Source organism: Candidatus Planktophila lacus (assembly GCF_002288385.1).
Taxonomy (GTDB): Bacteria; Actinomycetota; Actinomycetes; order Nanopelagicales; family Nanopelagicaceae; genus Planktophila; species Planktophila lacus_D.
Genome location: NZ_CP016783.1, coordinates 29,445 through 47,124 on the forward strand (window position 1 = coordinate 29,445; position 17,680 = coordinate 47,124).

Here is a 17,680-nt window from a genome sequence, read left to right on the forward strand (position 1 = left end):
AATAGATGCCAAACGAAAAGCAAAAAGTAGACCTAAAGAAACTGGTGATCGTTGAATCACCAGCGAAGGCGCGCAAGATTGGCGACTACCTCGGCGATGGTTACATCGTCGAGGCTAGCGTCGGCCATATCCGCGATCTTCCACAGCGTGCAGCAGATATACCTAAAGAGGTAAAGAAGCTCGCTTGGTCTAAAGAAGGCGTTGATATCGAAAACGATTTCGCACCTTTATATGTCATCAACCCCGATAAAAAAGCCAAGGTCGCCGAACTCAAAGAGTTAATGAAAGGCGCCGACGAGTTATTACTGGCAACGGATGAAGACCGCGAAGGTGAAGCCATTGCTTGGCACTTGGTTGAAGTCCTTGAACCAAAGATTCCAATTAAGCGCATGGTCTTCAATGAAATCACCAAAGAAGCAATTCAAGCAGCTGTAGATAACACTCGCGATCTTGATTACAACTTAATTGACGCCCAAGAAACTCGTCGCGTACTAGACCGCTTATACGGCTACCGACTTTCTCCAGTTTTGTGGAAGAAAGTTATGCCACGTATTTCGGCCGGCCGTGTGCAATCAGTTGCTACAAAGTTAATCGTTGAAAAAGAACGCGAACGTATGGCCTTTATCTCATCTTCTTGGTGGGATCTGAATGCAGCATGCGAACTTGGTTTCACCGCTCGCCTATTGTCAGTAGAAGGCAAGAAAGTAGCCTCCACCAGTGACTTTGGAGCCGATGGCGCCGTTAAAGAAAAGTCCCTTGAAAACATCTTGCTCCTTGATGAAAAGTCAGCGCGCGCACTTGTCGATTCGCTTAAATCAACTGCGCTAACTGTTAAATCAATGGAGGAATCTCCACGTACCGAACGCCCTAAGCCACCATTTACAACTTCAACCATGCAGCAAGATGCTGGCTCACGACTTGGTTGGGGCGCACAGATCACGATGCGCGTTGCACAGCGTCTGTACGAAAACGGTTACATCACCTACATGCGTACCGACTCAATCAATCTTTCCGCACAAGCGATCAACGCGGCACGTGCCGCTGCTAAATCACTTTACGGCGCCGACCATGTTGCCGATGCCCCACGCGTTTACCAAGGTAAATCAAAGAACGCCCAAGAAGCACACGAAGCGATTCGCCCAGCAGGAGACACCTTTAAAACTCCCGGCGAACTTGCACCAGAACTCTCTCGCGATGAATTCGCACTCTACGACCTCATCTGGAAGCGCACTGTCGCATCCCAAATGGCCGATGCCAAGAAGATGCAGATGCGCGTTGACTTCGATGCCAAAACTTCAGATAACAAAGACACAATCTTCCGCGCCAACGGCAGCGTAATTACATTTCCAGGATTCCTTGCCGCATACGACGATATCGTCGATGAAAACACCAAGGTCGATGAAGAGGCAACCGATAAGCGCCTTCCTGCAATGTCAGTTGGCCAATCAATCAAGGTCAGCGAATACAACTGCGAAGGCCACGACACCAAGCCACCTGCGCGCTACACCGAACCAACTCTCGTTAAAAAGTTAGAAGAACTAGGCATTGGACGCCCATCAACATTTGCTTCCATCATTCAAACAATTCAAGATCGCGGTTACGTTTACAAACGCGGTCGCGCACTTGTTCCAACATTCTTAGCCTTCTCAGTTACTGGCCTTCTCGAAACCCACTTCACCAAGCTCGTGGATTACGACTTCACAGCGTCAATGGAAGAAGATCTAGACAAGATCGCAGCGGGTGAAGCCGGCCGCGTTGATTGGCTCCGCGATTTCTATTACGGCGTAGACGGACAACCAGGACTTGATGAACTTTCACTCGATCTCGGCGGCATCGATGCCCGTGCAACAAACACCATGAATTTATCTGACACCATCGAAATCCGCGTTGGTCGCTATGGCGCATATCTACAAGAGAATATTCCAGATCAAGATCGCAAACTCGCAAATATTCCTGAAGAACTTGCCCCAGATGAGTTAACTCTGGAAAAAGCAATTGAACTTCTTGCTGCCCCATCTGGTGAGCGCGAACTCGGTACAGATCCAAACACTGGCCTTGAAGTTATTGCCAAGTCCGGACGCTTTGGTCCTTACATCACCGAAGTCTTCCCAGAAGAGCCTGTCGAACTAGATGACAAAGGCGAACCAAAGAAGAAGCGCAAGAAGAAAGATGCTCCAAAGCCAAAGACTGCTTCCTTACTTTCTACAATGACTCTCGACACCATCTCAATCGATGATGCGCTCAAACTTCTCTCACTTCCCCGCATCCTTGGCACTAACTCTGCCGGCGAAGAAATCACAATTCAAAACGGTCGCTACGGCCCATACCTAAAGGCCGGAGCTGATTCGCGCACGCTTACAAGTGAAGACCAACTCTTCTCACTTTCACTTGATGAAGCACTTGAGATTTACTCAAAACCAAAAGAACGCCGTCGCGGTGTTGCCAAGCCACCACTTAAAGAACTTGGTAAAGATCCGGCAACAGAGAAAGAAGTTATCGTGAAAGATGGTCGCTTCGGTATGTATGTAACCGATGGTGAAACCAACGCAACGCTTCGCCGTGGTGACACACTTGAAGCGCTAACTATTGAGCGCGCTCTTGAACTTCTTGCTGGCCGCCGTGCTTGGGAAGCCGAAAACGGCCCATCGCCAAAGAAATCACGCAAAAAAGCAGCGAAAGTTAAAGCAGGGGATAGCGCTCCATCGCTTACTAAGAATACGATTAAGAAAGCAGCTACAAAGAAGAAAGCCGCCAAGAAAGCCACCGGCAAAGCGAAAAAGGAGTAGAAATGAAGAGAACCGCAGCGATTCTTTTCTCGGTTCTATTTTCAATTCTGACGCCTATTGAATTTTCGCACGCTAATACTCCACTGATTCCTTATGAACCGTGCGAAGTAATTAATCAAGCTCCTTGCATAGAGTCCCTCACTCTGATCGACTCAAATGGAAAGAGGACTAAAGCGATCCCAGGTGGGCCGATTACACCTTTAACTTATGAATTCGCGGGACAGAAATCCACGCCAACTATGACATACCAGTGGTATGCACCAGGTATTACTCATGAAAACAAGATTGAGTTAATGACGCTCCATGTTTATCACTTTCCTTTAGGAGCAAAATATTGCTGGAGTGCGACCGATTGTTCAACCAATGTTGATGAAACAATAATTTATTTATTTGCTTCAGGGTGGGGAGTGCCAGCACCGACAGTCGATTTTGTAGACAGAGAAAACGACCTCCTCTGCGGAACGGTAGATAACCCCGAAAAGTGCATCCGCATGTGGGGTTTAAACGAGAACTACCGTTATGAAATTTCGATACGCCCACTACCCTCATTCGACTTCAGTCATGCGAATGGCGAAGCGAGGAACGGTCAAGTTAGGGTTGGCACTAACGGAAAAGGTAATCGCATTGTTACTTTTACTGGAGAACCAGTGAATTTCTCTTACAAAATCGAAACTCCACTCAAACCCAAAGATCCAAAGCAAGATAGAGCAGATGCTACTTATGCCTATATTGGCGTCTATGCCCATACAACGATTTCAGGTCAGTCTGAATGGTTGAAACGCTGCGATTATGGACGCGAAATGAGTCTTTGGTATAGCGGTCAGCTGCAATCAATGCCCATGTGGTTGCCAGCCGAATCCGCCTTAACTCTTCAAGTTTCTAGTACTCATTACAAAGCAGACAACTCAAAAAATTTAGGTGTTTTTAACATAGATATGCCTATTGAGACGGCAAAGTGTTTATGGGGAGTTGACTTAAGTAGAGCAGTGTCGGCAACCGTAGCGGCTACTTATCCAGAACTTGGGATAACGGAACTCGTAACTACCAGTTCAAGAGTAGAAGGTAATTTCTTTAAGGTTAGCGCTTCAGGCTTTCACTATTCCGCACCAACAATCAAAATGAAACTAACCCAAAGCGTAAATGCTAAACCAGTGCCAGCAGAGAAGACTGAGGTAACCACACCCGCCCAAGTCGAAAAACCAGCTGCTTCAGTATCCAAGAAATCAACAATCACGTGCGTTAAAGGAAAGACAACCAAGAAAGTAACTGCGGTTAAACCGAAGTGCCCTGCGGGATTTAAGAAGAAGTAAAGGGCTAAACTCCAACTATGACCCGCGAGAAATGGCTTATCACTGGCGGTGCGGGGTACATCGGAACACATATCGCTGATCTCTTTATCGCAGATGGTAAAGATGTAGTACTACTTGATTCGCTCTACCAAGGACTTTCTTCACGCGTTGATTACCTGCGCAAGAAGCACAACACCGAAATTCCACTTGAAGTTGTAGATATCCGTGATTACACAGCGATTGAAAACATTCTAGAAAACAATAACTTTGCCGGCATCGTTCACACTGCAGCGCTAAAAGCAGTCGGCGAATCTGTTGAGAAACCAGACGAGTACAAAGAAGTTAATTTCACCGCTACAGCCGGGCTGTTAAACCTTGCACAGAAGCATGGCGTTAAGAAGTTCTTGTTCTCTTCAACCGCTGCTGTTTATGGCAGCCCAGACACTATGGATCCTTGCAAAGAAAACGGACCACTTGCACCGATCTCTCCATACGGTTCTACAAAGTTAGATGCTGAAAGTAAAGTTACAGAATTTATAAATACTCCAGGTAACTCTGGAACGTCTCTTCGCTTCTTCAATGTTGTCGGAACCTCATCGCACGAGCTCCTAGATAACTCGGTTGAAAATTTGGTTCCAATCGTCTTGGGTAAGTTAAGCAATAACGAAGCACCGGTTATATTCGGAACTGATTACCCAACCGAAGATGGCACGTGCGTGCGTGATTATGTAGATGTTCGGGATATCGCTGCAGCGCACTTGGTTGCAGCTAATGCCACCAAGCCAATCCCAGCAATCATCAACGTCGGCACAGGACGCGGAGCATCAGTGCGCGAAATCGTGAAGTTAGTGCTGGAGGCTATAAACAAGAGCGATGCTCAGGTAATTGAAGCGCCACGTCGCGCTGGAGATCCAGCATTTCTGTGTGCAAACGTTGATTTAGCAGCGACAGAACTTGGATTCAAATCAAAGTACAGCTTGGAAGAAAGTATTCGTAGCCTCTTCTAATTAAACCTTGGCACCAGGCGATAAAACGTTGATTCCCATTTTCTTCGCATTTTTTGCCATCTGTTTATCGTAAGTGATCAGCCCTTCGATTCTTTCGCCCAACAATAGCGTTGTAGCTACATGTATGGCATCGAGTGAACCCAAGGATATATTTTCGCCAAACGATCCAGCCATTCTCAAAACCGTTCCTGAAAGATCGGCGAAATTAATTTTGCCAAGCTCTTCATCTGCTAATTCAATCGCGCTTGGCTGCATTTTAAAGACCGCTCTTCTTACTTCAAGTCGTGAGAGCTCAGAAGAGATCACCCCACCCGAAATCTCTTTTACAAGCTCAGGTCGCTCTGGTTCTGCAAATATGAATTTTAGAATTGCCGAGCTATCTAGATACCAGCTCAATATCTTTCCTTAGCGCGCATCTCCATCAAAATCTCAGTAGAAGTCTTCTTACCAGTAATTTTTGCGGGGTTTTTTGTTGGACGCCAATCGGGATTTCGTGCCGGTTTAATCAAGCCGCTTTCAATATATTCATCGTAAAGCGATTTGGTAATTGGTAAGATACGGGCAACTGGCACACCATGTTCGGTGATTTCGATAATTGCACCATCTTTAACTTGATCTAAAACTTTTGATGCATTTTGGCGAAGTTCGCGCACACCAACAGATTCGATAGCCACAACTTTCTTTGCAGGTTTTTTTGTGCCCGAAGTCGGCTTTGGTTTGCGAGCAGCGGTTGTCATGCCGCAAAGGTAGCACAAACGGTAAAAGTGCTACATCGAATTAATCACCCAGTTAAAGCCCTTTTCGCCCCTATTTAGCGCCTCGATTGCGCCCGATAGACTTCACACATGCCCGCTAGCCTGCCCACCCCTGCCGCCCCGGCGCAGGATGCAACGCGCAGCGTTCTGGCGATTCCCGCATTCCGCAAGCTCTGGAACTCGATGGTCTTTTCATCTCTCGGTGATTGGTTAGGCCTGCTCGCAACCACCGCACTTGCCGCACAACTTTCTGGCGGATCTTATGCAACAGCAAACTTTGCAATCGCTGGTGTCTTTATTGCTCGCCTTTTGCCTGCAGTTTTCTTAGGCCCAATCGCCGGAGTTATCGCAGATCGCTTTGATCGCCGCAAGTTAATGGTCACCGCCGATATTTTCCGTGCCGGACTTTATATCTCGATCCCAATTGTTAATACATATTTCTGGTTGTACGCCGCGATGATCTTGGTCGAGTGCTTAACGCTCTTCTGGTCACCGGCAAAGGAAGCAACGGTTCCGAATTTAGTTGGCAAGGATAAGTTAGAGAGCGCAAACCAAGCATCTCTTCTTGCCGCATATGGAACGGCGCCAGTTGCTGCGATCTTGTTCTCACTCTTAACTCTCTTTGCATCCGCTATCGAATCGCTCTTCCCATTCTCAATTGGTACATCGGTTGATATTGCACTCTATGCAAATGCTGCAACCTTCGCATTCGCCGCATTTACGATCTGGGGTCTGAAAGAGATTCCAAAGGGCGCAGCTGCTGAAAAAGCTAAAGATGAAAATATCTGGAAATCACTTCATGATGGCTGGAAATCGGTAAGCGAAACCAAATTAATCCGCGGCCTTGTCGTTGGTATGATCGGTGCTTTCTCTGCAGCTGGTGCTGTTATTGGTCTTGCGCGCACTTTCGTGGGCGATCTTGGTGGCGGAGATGCGGCATACGGTGTTTTATTTGGCGCAGTGTTTACCGGTCTTGCAATCGGTATCGCCTTTGGCCCAAAGATATTCGCACAATTTTCACGCCGCCGTTTATTCGGCGCATCCCTTACAACCGCTGGCATTTTCCTAGTTCTTCTTGCCTTAATCCCAAACCTTGTCCTGGCAGTCTTTACGGTGATCTTCCTCGGCGCATTTAGCGGCATCACCTGGGTTACCGGCTTCACGATGCTGGGCATGGAAGTTGCCGATGAAGTCCGCGGTCGCACATTCGCATTCGTGCAATCACTTATCCGCATCACCTTGGTTGCAGTTCTTGCCATCGCACCCGCAGTTGCCGCAGCTTTCGGCGTTCATACCTACAAAATTCAAAACGTAACCTTCGACTTCAACGGCGCACAAGTAACCATTCTTATCGCAGGTTTAATTGCAGCGCTCATCGGCGCAATTTCATATCACCAGATGAAAGATCGCCCAAGCGTTTCACTCTGGTCAGATATTGCAAATGCACTTAAGGGCGAACTCGGTGGCATCACCGGTGCACCAACAACCGGCGTCTTCATCGCATTCGAAGGCGGCGAAGGCACCGGCAAATCAACGCAATCCAAACTTCTTAAAGAGTGGCTAGAGACCCGCGGTGAAAGCGTTGTCTTATCGCGCGAACCCGGTGGCACAGATTTAGGCCAAGGCTTGCGCAAGATTTTGCTCGGACATGAAACCGGTGTCATCAGCCCACGCGCTGAAGCACTTCTCTATGCCGCAGACCGCGCACACCATGTCTTCTCAATCATTCGCCCAGCCCTTGCCGAAGGCAAAGTTGTAATTACCGACCGTTACTTTGATTCATCAATTGCCTATCAAGGCGCCGGTCGCGTACTTGCACCAGGAGAAGTTGCACGCATTTCTCGTTGGGCAACTGAATCACTCTTTCCAACGTTAACAATTGTTATCGACTTGCCAGCTGAAATCGGCATCGGTCGTTTGCATAACCCAGATCGCTTAGAAGCAGAACCACTTGCCTTCCACGAGCGCGTGCGCCAAGAGTTCTTGCAACTTGCCCGCCTTGATCCAGAACGTTATTTAGTTGTTGATGGCAAACAAACAATTCAAGAAATCCATGCCGCGATCATCGCGCGCGTTGCTGAACTTCCTGCGTTAAATAAAACAGATAAGCCAGCTAAGAAAATCTTTAAACGTTAAATGACCGCATCCGTCTTTGACTCTTTAGTCGGCCAATCCCACATCACCGAAATCTTGCAAGGCGCAGTCGTGGCTTCTCGTACCAACGCCGAGTCACAAGAAATGACCCACGCTTGGATCTTCACCGGCCCACCCGGTTCTGGTCGCTCATCAGCAGCCAGCGCCTTCGCCGCAGCCCTGATCTGCCCAAACGGTGGCTGTGGCACCTGCCAGGAGTGCCGTAGCGCCCTGACCGGGGGGCATCCCGATGTCGAGATCATCCGCACCGAAGGCCTTTCCATCAAGATCGATGAGGTCCGCGAGCTCCTGACCCGCACATCATGGGCGCCCTCCATGGGCGGCTGGCGCGTAGTCGTTATGGAAGATGCCGACCGCATGACCGAATCCGCCGCCAACGCACTTCTCAAAGCGATTGAAGAACCCGGCGCTCGCACCGTTTGGTTGCTTTGTGCCCCAACGCTTCACGACATCTTGCCCACCATTCGCTCACGCTGTCGCCACCTGCAACTGCGCACACCATCAACCCAAGATGTCACCGCAGTTCTTGAAAACCGCGATGGCATTTCTCCGGTCATGGCAGATTTCGCAGCCCGCGTTTCACAAGGCCATATCGGCCGCGCTCGCTACATCGCAACGAATGAACACGTGCGCAGCAACCGCGCCCAAATCATGAAGCTGCCACTACAACTTTCCTCAATCGCCGCCGCCTTTCAAGCAGCACAAACACTGGTCGACCTGGCAACGCAAGAAGCGAATGCTTCAAGTGAAGAACGAGATGAGAAAGAAACTGCAGCCCTGGCTGAGGCATATGGCAAAGGCGCAACCGGTCGCGGCATGGCAACCGGTGGATCAAAGGCGATCAAAGAACTTGAGAAAGAACAGAAATCCCGCGCCACCCGCATGGTGCGCGATTCACTAGATGGCGCCCTACTTGATATCGCCACTTTCTATCGCGATGTCATGATGGTTCAGGCTGGCGCCACAGATTCCATTATCAACATAGATATGACCGATCAAATAACCGCTTATGCGCATAAAACACCCGCTCATGCGACGGTAAAGAAGGTCAACGCCATAATGGAAGCCAGGACCAACTTGAGCCACAACGCAGCACCACTTTTAACCATCGAAGCCTTGATGTGTCGTTTGGCCTAATGAAAAAACGCACCCCTTTTCTCACCGCTTTAACTCTCACCTTTGCACTGATTGCAACGGGATGCGCTTCCAATGTAGCGATTGAAAAACCACTCTCTGATTTAGCTGCCTATGAAAACCAGAAACTCGACTGGGCAACTTGCTACGAAGATTTCGAATGCACCGATCTTCGCGTGCCAATTGATTACGCCGACTTAACCGTTGGAACTTTTAAGTTAGCCGTACTTCGCTATAAAGCCCAAGATCAAAAGAACCGCATCGGCTCGCTAATCGTCAACCCTGGCGGTCCCGGCGGTTCTGGCGTTGACTATGCCTATAACGCCGAATACGTCTTTGATCCCGATGTCCTCGATCGTTATGACATCGTGGGCTTTGATCCACGCGGTGTTGACCGCAGCGCACCAATTGAATGTTTAACCGATGAAGAAACCGACGCCAGCTACGCATCTGATGCTAAGCCCGATACCGAGGCAGAACTCGAAAAGGCGCTCGCCGATTCAAAAGATTTCATCAAGAAATGCGAAGAGAAAAACGAGTTCCTAACCCATTACTCAACGGCAGAATCCGCCCGTGACATGGACATCCTGCGCGCAGCACTCGGCGATAAGAAAATTAACTTCTTCGGTAAATCCTACGGAACATACCTCGGAACACTTTATGCTCAGTTCTTCCCTGACAAAGTCGGCCGCATGATTCTCGATGGCGCACTAGATCCAAATATCTCAATCCTCGAACAAAACATTTCCCAAGCAGTCGGCTTCGACATCGCTCTCGATGCATTCCTTGCCGACTGTGCAAAACAAGATGATTGTCCACTTCCTCCCAATAGACAAGAAGCAACCGCTGCAATCATCGCCCTCTTCACAACAGCAGCGACTAATCCACTTCCACGCAAAACAAAAGTTGAAAATGACGAACGCGTCGCCACCGAATCACTTATCGTTCTCGGTACCGCATCAGCCCTTTACGATGATGTCGACGGTTGGCCAAAACTTCGCACCGCATTCCTCGAAGGCCAAAGCGGTTTCGGTGACACATTCCTCGATCTTGCCGATCAATACAGTGGCCGTTCATCTGATGGTACATACGCATCCAACGAACTCGATTCCGGCGCCATCATCGACTGTCTCGATTGGCCCGACACGCGCAGCATTGAAAAAACCAAAGCCGAAGCCCAACGCTTCGCCGACCGCGCCCCAGTCTTCGGACCATATCTTGCCTACACAAACATCGCCTGCAAGTTTTTAACGCCAGCGCCAAAAGATAAGTTAACGAGAACTACAAATAAAATTACGTCGATTAAAACCTCACCGGTCCTTGTCATCGGCACAACCCGCGACCCAGCAACCCCTTACGACTGGGCGGTTGGCCTCCATGAAATCTTCACCACATCCAAACTAATCTCCCTCGATGCCGACGGCCACACCGGCCAAGGTCGTGGCAGCGCCTGCGTGGACAACGCAGTAGATTCCTACTTGCTTCAAGGCAAAACCCCTAAGAAAAACTTAACCTGCACCCTTTAACAAATTAGAGATTCTTTCACTACAGTTAGCCAATCGTTTATCTAGAGCAAGGGCGAAAATGTCGGACAAACTTTTTGGTTTCTATGAGCGGAAGACACTTTCTGAACCGGCAAATGCCGTAGCTAGAATACTTAGGGATGGTTACTTAAATCGATTGTTTTCAGACGAATTAGAAGCAATTCGCAACGCAATCACGATAAATAATCCAACAAGAATTATTGAGATTGGTGCAGCGGGAGGAATTACTAAAGCAGTATGGCCAGGAGTTGAAACGACAGATGTTCGAGTAAGTCCCGGAGTTGACTATGAAATGTCCGCTGAAGCAATTTCCGCCCCGGATAACTCCGTAGATGTAATCTTCGGGATGGATGCGCTGCACCATGCAAGAAGTCCGCGTAAACATTTTGTGGAACTCAACCGCGTACTCAAGCCAGGTGGAAATGCTATTTACATTGAACCCAACTGGAATTTCTTCTCGAGACTCTGCTTTAAAGTACTACTTAAGTATCTGCATCCAGAGCCTTATGACACACGCCAGCGCGAGTGGGAAATTAATAATGACGATCCGATGATGGGCAATCAAGCTCAAGCATTTAATATTTTCGTGCGCGACATTAAAAAGTTTGAATCTGAATTCCCCTCTCTCAAAGTTGAAATCCTGCAACCCCTAAAAGGCCTTTCATTTTTGCTCTCTGGCGGAGTCCATACCAGATTGCCTATACCTAGCGCTTTTCTACTCCCAATTTACAAATTTGAGGAAAGTACAAATGCATGGATATGGCGATTTGGTCTGGGCCGAGTAATTCGACTAACAAAAATATAAAAATGTTGAAATACACGGTAGTTATGCCATGCTTAAACGAGGAACTCACACTCGAAAGATGCATTATCGAAGCTAAATCTGGGGCCGCACTCGCAGGCGCCGAAATCGAGATCATAATTGCAGACAATGGGTCTACCGATAACTCTAAAGCGATTGCGCGTAAATTAGGCTGTAAGGTTGTAGAGGTTCCGATTAAAGGTTATGGGGCGGCCTTGGACGCAGGAATTAAATCTGCGGCAAATTCATTAATAGTTATGGGTGATTCAGACCTAAGTTACGCTTTTGAAGACGCATCAAAATTTGCAAAAGCTCTTGAAGAAGGCGCAGACATCGTTATTGGAAATCGATTTGCGGGTGGGATTCACCCTGGAGCAATGCCTTGGCACCACAAATACATAGGGAATCCCATCCTTTCCCTGTTAGGAAGAGTTTTTTTCTCAATTCCAATAAAGGACTTCCACTGCGGGCTCAGGGCCGTTAGGAAGGAAAAGTATATTGAGGCAAACCCGGTTACTACTGGAATGGAATATGCAACAGAAATGATTGCTCGCCTAGCAAATATAGGTGCAACATTTGTGGAAATTCCAACGCAATTGCGAAAAGACGGTAGAGATAGAAAGCCACATCTTCGAAGTTTCCCCGATGGCTGGCGGCATTTAAAGATGATGCTTTTGTTCTCGCCACAGTATTTTCAACTTCTCCCAGGTATTTTGCTCTCTGTGATTGGGGTAACCGGTCTAGCAAGTTTTGCAGCCACTGGAAAAATAAAGCTATTTTTTGCGGAGGGCAGTTTGCAAACCGCACTTTTCTCAACCGTTTTTCTCATCGTAGGAACTCAGTTGATTAGTGCAAGCTTTGTCACTATGGCGTATGCAACATCAAAGAATGTAGTCAGATTTGAACCTTGGGATTCAATTCAGAGGGTAGTAACTTCTAAGAGTTTTTTAACTATTTCATTAATCGTATCTTTGCTTAGTTTTGCTTCTTTGTTAAGCATTGGAAGCCTATGGCTCAGTGCGAATTTTCCTGCAGTAGATCCATTAAGTGAATCAAGGAGAACATTACCGATAATTTCGTCTCTTATCGTTGGGGTCCAAGGATTGATGTGTTCAGTCCAAACCCGTCAAATACTTTCTAAATTCTGGTGAACAATCCTCTCGACTAATCTAGACGTCTGGGCCATGGCGGCATGGGTAATAGGCCCCGGGACAATTTGAGGTAGCGCGAAAGAACCTGCAACAGCTATACGGCTATCAATTCTAAGAAACCCGAAATCATCCAATAGATCTTCAGCGGCACCAAGGTGATAACTCTCGCCAACCTTCGCCATCATAAAGCTCGGCAATAATTGCTTCAGACCTAAATCCTTGAGCTTTAGTCTGATTAGCCGCTTTAAAGAGTGACAGTCAGATTTAGCTTTAACAGTTTGGATATTCAACTGGCGTAAAGATTCATTAATGCTTAGGGTTAGAGATTCGGACATCTTCGAATTAATGTAAAAAAGAGAAATACCCATATGGGGAGATAGCACAGTTACGAAAATTCGAGAAAAAAATCCAAAAAACTTAGGGAATTTGCCTTTGATTCGATCAAAGTAGAGTTCAGAGTGGGGATAAAGTTGCACGTGCGCCAAAACTTCTTGCTTAGAATTTTTCAAATCCAGCCTGTACTTACTAAAGGCAAACGCTCCTTTATGACCCGTATTTAACCTATACTTGAAAAAAGGTGCATACCCCATGCGAGTCTCGGATAGATGAATTTCTTGAATCTCTTCGAAGGAATTTAAAAGTATCTCTGAAATTCCTAGAGGACCAGATGCCAATATTACAATATCATATGCCGATTTGATGTTATCGGCTGATTCTATTTCTAAACACTCTGAACTAGAAATTGCCTTGACATCCATACCTGAAACTAATCGGAAACCTTCATATTTCTTGCATTCCTCAACAATAGATAAAGAACTCCATACCGACCCGTGATTACAAAAATTCTTCCCCTCAGTGATGCAGCCGCATTTTCCATACGCGATTGCTAAATCTGTTTTCCGCGTTTCATCTAACGCGAACGAAGATGATTTTTCAATAAATGTTAGACAATCACATTCAAAATTAACGTCTTCTGAGGCAATTAAATTTTTAGTGGATGAGCCTAGAGATGAACGCATGAATTCTGTAGCGATTTCGTAGTGTTCACCCCACGAAGGTTCGTCTCTTGCAAAACTACTTTCCCAGGTGGCGCCCCACACCTTAGAGAATCCGCCCAAAACTTTAGAACGAAAAAAAGTCCCGGGTTTGCCATCAACTTGAATCTTTAGGAGCTGATTCATATCGTATGTACTTGAATCTCCGTTATTGAGTTTCAATTGAGTGTGTAAATCATCACTGTTAATCTGATCTTTATTGTCTATTTCGATCAAATCAACATTAAAGCCATTTTGTAAAAGAATAAGGGCCGCAAGAGCACCACTAGGGCCAGATCCAACCACTCCGAATTTCATATTGTTAAGACTACTGCAGACAAGGTTTTCGTTCAAAAGTTTGTATAAATCTATTCAACATTTCTTATGACTAAATCTCTCACCATAAAGCCAGAATACTTCCTACCTTCGTCAATAACTAGTAATTTCCAATTCGGCAAGTTGTTAATGACATAATCATTCAGTTGATCCGTGACGTCATCGACAAGCAGATACTCCAGCCTTGGCAAGCTTTCGATTGCAGCTTTAATTTCAAATTTTTGCCATTGAATTGAGTGATCCGAGTCGTGTAGGAAAATACTCGCATCCGAATTTCTCTGTAAGAGATTAATGAAACCTTTTTTCTTTGACAAATTAGGCAGAATATTTAATTCCCACCTACGCTTTAGATTATCTTCAATTAACTCCCCAACATTGGGTGTTATATCAACACTAACCAAGGCTCCATTTTTATTGATATCTAAACAGTAAAGAATTATGTTTGATGATGCTCCAGCAGCAACACCAGTCTCGATAATTTTGTTAGGACATGTTTTGAGGAGTAAATGAAAAAGAATTAGGCTTAATCCAGGACCTAGATCGTAGATTTGGTCAAAGAATCCGGTCCTAGAGAGTTCATCTTTCATCTCTCTGCGGAGTAAATACTCTTTATACATTTCAATATCTGATACGCCCGCTTTATCAAGATTGCATTCCTTCAAGAATTGCAAATTTGGATCAGAAAATTTTACAGAAGGTAGAAAATTGTTATACGACTGAATTTTCAGGGACTGCCCACTATTGCGGCTTCGATACTTTCGGAGAAGAAGCATGAAAATCTCAATGGAACCGAAGTTTTTCCACACCCTAATGGCAGTTTTGGACTTTTCTAGAAACTTCACCAAGTCATATTAGGCTAAATTACCTATAATTCCGAGAAAGTCATCAGATTTTGGTCGCAAATAGAGGACTCGGATTGGTAATGAGCACTCCAATTTATAGTGCAAAATTGTCCTATGCGCCTAGATCATTTCTCCTATGTAACCTCACACGAACAACTTGCCGACACCGTACAACGTATCGGTTCGCTAATGGGTACAACTTTTGTTGATGGTGGCATTCATCCAAGATTTGGAACTCGTAATTTTACTGCGCCGCTTCTTGGAGGTATGTACATTGAAGTAGTTTGCCCACTTGATCATCCTGCAACCGAACAAACACCCTGGGGGCGCGCTGTGGCAAAAAAAGTGCAAGAAGGCGGTGGATGGTTAACTTGGGTATTCAGCACAGAAAATATCTCGATAGTTGAAGATAAATTCGGTCGCAAGGCGGTCGAAGGACATCGGACACGTCCTGATGGAACTGATTTAAAGTGGAAACAAATTGGAGTGAAGGAAATACAGGAGTCACGCGAATTCCCATTCTTTATTCAATGGTTAACGACGGATCATCCTTCTAAAGACGGTAGCGCAGTGGCATCGGTAGAAAGTGTTGTAATTAATGACGCCGATCAGTTAGCGGATTCGTGGTTTAAGGATGAGATAATTGATTCTCTAAAAGAGGTCGAAATCAATTGGGCAGAAATGTCGGCTGACGAAAACGAAAAAGGGATTGTAGGTCTAATCGTTAAAACCCCCAAAGGGGTTGTCTTAATCGACTAATCGCAGTTCAGCCGCTAAAGCCTCAACGTCGGCCTAACATAACATTCGTTGGAAGCGGTATCTTTACTTTATGGAAAAAGATGCTAATCGCATAAAAAAGAATTATTTGATCCTGGGATCACTTCCAGGCCTTGTATATTTCTACGGTCTGTTTCCCGGTCGCATTTATCGAGATTCTGCCTCACTAATTGAACTTATGAAAGATGGTCAAAGTTCAGATCAGTGGACTGCACTTTATTTTAGATACCTTCAGCTTTTAACAATTAACGGCAGATTTCTCTTCGCTGTATCAGCGGTAAATTTAGCCATATTGACGTACGGGATTTATCGACTTATCCAGTCACTTAATCTCGAAGAAAAAATCAAAAGAAGAATTTTTGTGATATTGGCCTGGAGTCCATTTATTGGTGTTTTTGGCATGACAGTTGGGCGCGACACGGTAGCAACTGCAGGAATATTAATATTGACTAGTCAGATAATCCAATTAAGCGATAGTAGGCGAATTAGCGGTTGGACGCAAAAAATAGTCCTTTCATTTTCAATCATTCTTTCTTGTATGTCGATCTTGGGATGTGCCTTTCTTTTAGCGCTTTCTTTGTTTCTCTTTTTAAAATCACACAAATTCCTGAGTTTGGTAATTTTTATACTTGTTGCGTTTAACTTCACTTTAATGAGTTCTGTATTACAGGTTTCGCATCATTCAGAAAAACTCTATTTAGCAAATGTTTTGGGCGATATGAAATGTATAGCCCAACATCCTGATGCGGTTATTTCAGAAAAACAGTGGAATGAACTTTCTAAACTAGGCTCAATTAAATTGTGGAAAGAGCCCAAAAGTTGCTGGTTAGCCGATTACTCATATTTTGCCTTGGGATCAGCGTCAGTTAATAGCGGGAAAACGCTATCCCTTTGGAAAGAACTGTTTATTCAGAATCCTCAGATATCAATCGTATCTAGAATTCAAAGAAGTAGCGTTGCACTTCCACCCATTTTCTTTAGCCCTCCGCCAAATATGATTGAAATTAATTACTCTCTACCGGTGGGCTTGGGGACACAAGATGACTTACAAAAATTTAGTGAGCTGTTTAAAACCTCCATTGACTCGAAATATTTTGAGAATACGGAACTCCCGATGCAATCGACGCTCGAAAGCCTGCTGCTTTTCGTCGCCCTAATCTTTAATCAAAATTCTCAAGTTTGGGGCTGGGCCGGATTATGGATCTCGGTTGCTCTTTTGTTTGGGCGTAGATTAACGAGGTTAACAAGGTCGCAATTTTTCTTGGCACTATTACCTTTGATTTTTACTCATGTGGTCGTTGTGTTGGCCTCACCCGCGCCCAATCCTAGATACTTGATGGCATCCACACTTTTGGGAGTGACTATTCTAATTGCCCGAATTTCAAACAAGGATCAGCTTCTAAAGTAGCCGTGGACGGTTCAATACAAATCATAAAAAGTTCAGTTATTCAATCTTCATTAGGAAAAAATTGAAATTATCTAAATGAATTAGCTCATAACCTTTCGATTTTAGCTTCGAAACTAAATTTCTAACTTGGGCTATTTTCCTAAATCGCTGTGCAAAGTTCAAAAAAGGGATGAGTATAAGGCAGTCCATCTCAACTCCTATAAAGTCGAACTCTAGATCCGAATAAATTGCATTCAAAATGGGGAGTTCGGCACCTTCGATGTCCATTTTAAGCATTGAAAACTTTGAATTGACAATTTCTGGATACTCTTTGCATAGTTCCGCAAATGACATTACTTCAAAAATGCGAGATTTCTCAATATTCGTGTTCTGCGCGTTCGTTATAGACCAAGAGTCATGTAAAGGATTGCGCGGCGCAAAAAATCGCACTTGGCCGGATTCAATTCCTAAACCTCTGCAAATGAATGTTGCGTTCCGTGAAGAAATCTCATTTTCAGCGTAAGCCACACATTCAACTTGTTGATCAAGTCCTATAACACGGAAACCTCTTTTAATTAGCTCAGAATCGAAAGAAACGTCGTAACCTAATCCGACTGAAACCAAAACTTTGCTTTTGTCGCCCTCAAGTGCGGACAAGGGAATCCACCATCCTCCATATTCC

15 protein-coding genes are annotated in these 17,680 nt (G+C 45.5%); 10 read left to right on the top strand and 5 right to left on the bottom strand.

The annotated features are described in order from the left end of the window. Positions 1-5 precede the first annotated feature (5 nt). Genes topA through galE form a run of 3 tightly spaced genes read left to right on the top strand, consistent with a single transcriptional unit; the run spans position 6 to position 5,082 of the window. Positions 6-2,786 carry a type I DNA topoisomerase gene (topA, locus tag A1sIIB60_RS00135; RefSeq protein ID WP_095688722.1) on the top strand — a complete coding sequence of 927 codons (2,781 nt, stop codon included), beginning with the start codon at positions 6-8 and terminating at the stop codon, positions 2,784-2,786. Positions 2,787-2,788: 2 nt separating this feature from the next. Continuing rightward, positions 2,789-4,096: a hypothetical protein gene (locus tag A1sIIB60_RS00140; RefSeq protein WP_095688723.1), complete on the top strand. Its 1,308-nt coding sequence runs from the start codon at positions 2,789-2,791 to the stop codon at positions 4,094-4,096. A gap of 17 nt (positions 4,097-4,113) precedes the next feature. Further along, positions 4,114-5,082, top strand: a complete 969-nt coding sequence (gene galE, locus A1sIIB60_RS00145) for a UDP-glucose 4-epimerase GalE (RefSeq protein ID WP_095688724.1) — start codon at positions 4,114-4,116, stop codon at positions 5,080-5,082. Here the strand turns inward: galE and A1sIIB60_RS00150 are convergent, their stop codons facing one another. Continuing rightward, entirely contained in the window at positions 5,083-5,478 is a 396-nt protein-coding gene (locus tag A1sIIB60_RS00150) for a type II toxin-antitoxin system VapC family toxin (protein WP_190279207.1), read from the bottom strand. It abuts the gene before it with no gap. Beyond that, entirely contained in the window at positions 5,475-5,819 is a 345-nt protein-coding gene (locus A1sIIB60_RS00155; RefSeq protein ID WP_095688726.1) for a type II toxin-antitoxin system Phd/YefM family antitoxin, read from the bottom strand. The genes A1sIIB60_RS00150 and A1sIIB60_RS00155 overlap by 4 nt, the downstream gene beginning before the upstream one ends. Positions 5,820-5,927: 108 nt before the next feature. Here A1sIIB60_RS00155 and tmk point away from each other — a divergent pair, with 108 nt between their 5' ends. From tmk to A1sIIB60_RS00180, 5 genes are read left to right on the top strand one after another with little or no spacing between them, the layout of a single operon-like run. Next, positions 5,928-7,973 carry a dTMP kinase gene (gene tmk / locus A1sIIB60_RS00160; protein ID WP_095688727.1) on the top strand — a complete coding sequence of 682 codons (2,046 nt, stop codon included), beginning with the start codon at positions 5,928-5,930 and terminating at the stop codon, positions 7,971-7,973. Beyond that, positions 7,974-9,128, top strand: a complete 1,155-nt coding sequence (locus A1sIIB60_RS00165) for a DNA polymerase III subunit delta' (protein WP_095688728.1) — start codon at positions 7,974-7,976, stop codon at positions 9,126-9,128. It begins immediately after the preceding gene. Further along, positions 9,128-10,651 (top strand): alpha/beta hydrolase, encoded by a 1,524-nt coding sequence (locus tag A1sIIB60_RS00170; RefSeq protein WP_095688729.1) that lies wholly within the window; start codon positions 9,128-9,130, stop codon positions 10,649-10,651. The genes A1sIIB60_RS00165 and A1sIIB60_RS00170 overlap by 1 nt, the downstream gene beginning before the upstream one ends. Positions 10,652-10,709: 58 nt before the next feature. Then, on the top strand, positions 10,710-11,474 hold the full coding sequence (locus A1sIIB60_RS00175; RefSeq protein WP_095688730.1) for a class I SAM-dependent methyltransferase: 765 nt from the start codon (positions 10,710-10,712) through the stop codon (positions 11,472-11,474). Next, complete coding sequence (locus A1sIIB60_RS00180) at positions 11,423-12,622, top strand: glycosyltransferase family 2 protein (RefSeq protein ID WP_095688731.1); 1,200 nt, start codon at positions 11,423-11,425, stop codon at positions 12,620-12,622. The genes A1sIIB60_RS00175 and A1sIIB60_RS00180 overlap by 52 nt, the downstream gene beginning before the upstream one ends. Here A1sIIB60_RS00180 and A1sIIB60_RS00185 read toward each other — a convergent pair. Both A1sIIB60_RS00185 and A1sIIB60_RS00190 read right to left on the bottom strand, forming a co-directional pair. Next, a complete protein-coding gene (locus A1sIIB60_RS00185) occupies positions 12,598-13,974 on the bottom strand; it encodes an NAD(P)-binding protein (protein WP_095688732.1) in 1,377 nt (458 codons plus the stop codon). The genes A1sIIB60_RS00180 and A1sIIB60_RS00185 overlap by 25 nt on opposite strands. A 50-nt stretch (positions 13,975-14,024) precedes the next feature. Then, entirely contained in the window at positions 14,025-14,834 is an 810-nt protein-coding gene (locus A1sIIB60_RS00190) for a class I SAM-dependent methyltransferase (RefSeq protein ID WP_095688733.1), read from the bottom strand. A gap of 114 nt (positions 14,835-14,948) precedes the next feature. On the opposite strand from A1sIIB60_RS00190, the gene A1sIIB60_RS00195 reads away from it, so the two are divergent. Both A1sIIB60_RS00195 and A1sIIB60_RS00200 read left to right on the top strand, forming a co-directional pair. Beyond that, complete coding sequence (locus A1sIIB60_RS00195) at positions 14,949-15,593, top strand: VOC family protein (RefSeq protein ID WP_095688734.1); 645 nt, start codon at positions 14,949-14,951, stop codon at positions 15,591-15,593. A 70-nt stretch (positions 15,594-15,663) separates the two neighbouring features. After that, positions 15,664-17,019 (top strand): hypothetical protein, encoded by a 1,356-nt coding sequence (locus tag A1sIIB60_RS00200; protein WP_095688735.1) that lies wholly within the window; start codon positions 15,664-15,666, stop codon positions 17,017-17,019. A gap of 36 nt (positions 17,020-17,055) precedes the next feature. On the opposite strand, the gene A1sIIB60_RS00205 is transcribed toward A1sIIB60_RS00200, so the two are convergent. Beyond that, positions 17,056-17,655 (bottom strand): FkbM family methyltransferase, encoded by a 600-nt coding sequence (locus tag A1sIIB60_RS00205; RefSeq protein ID WP_190279208.1) that lies wholly within the window; start codon positions 17,653-17,655, stop codon positions 17,056-17,058. Positions 17,656-17,680: the final 25 nt, after the last annotated feature.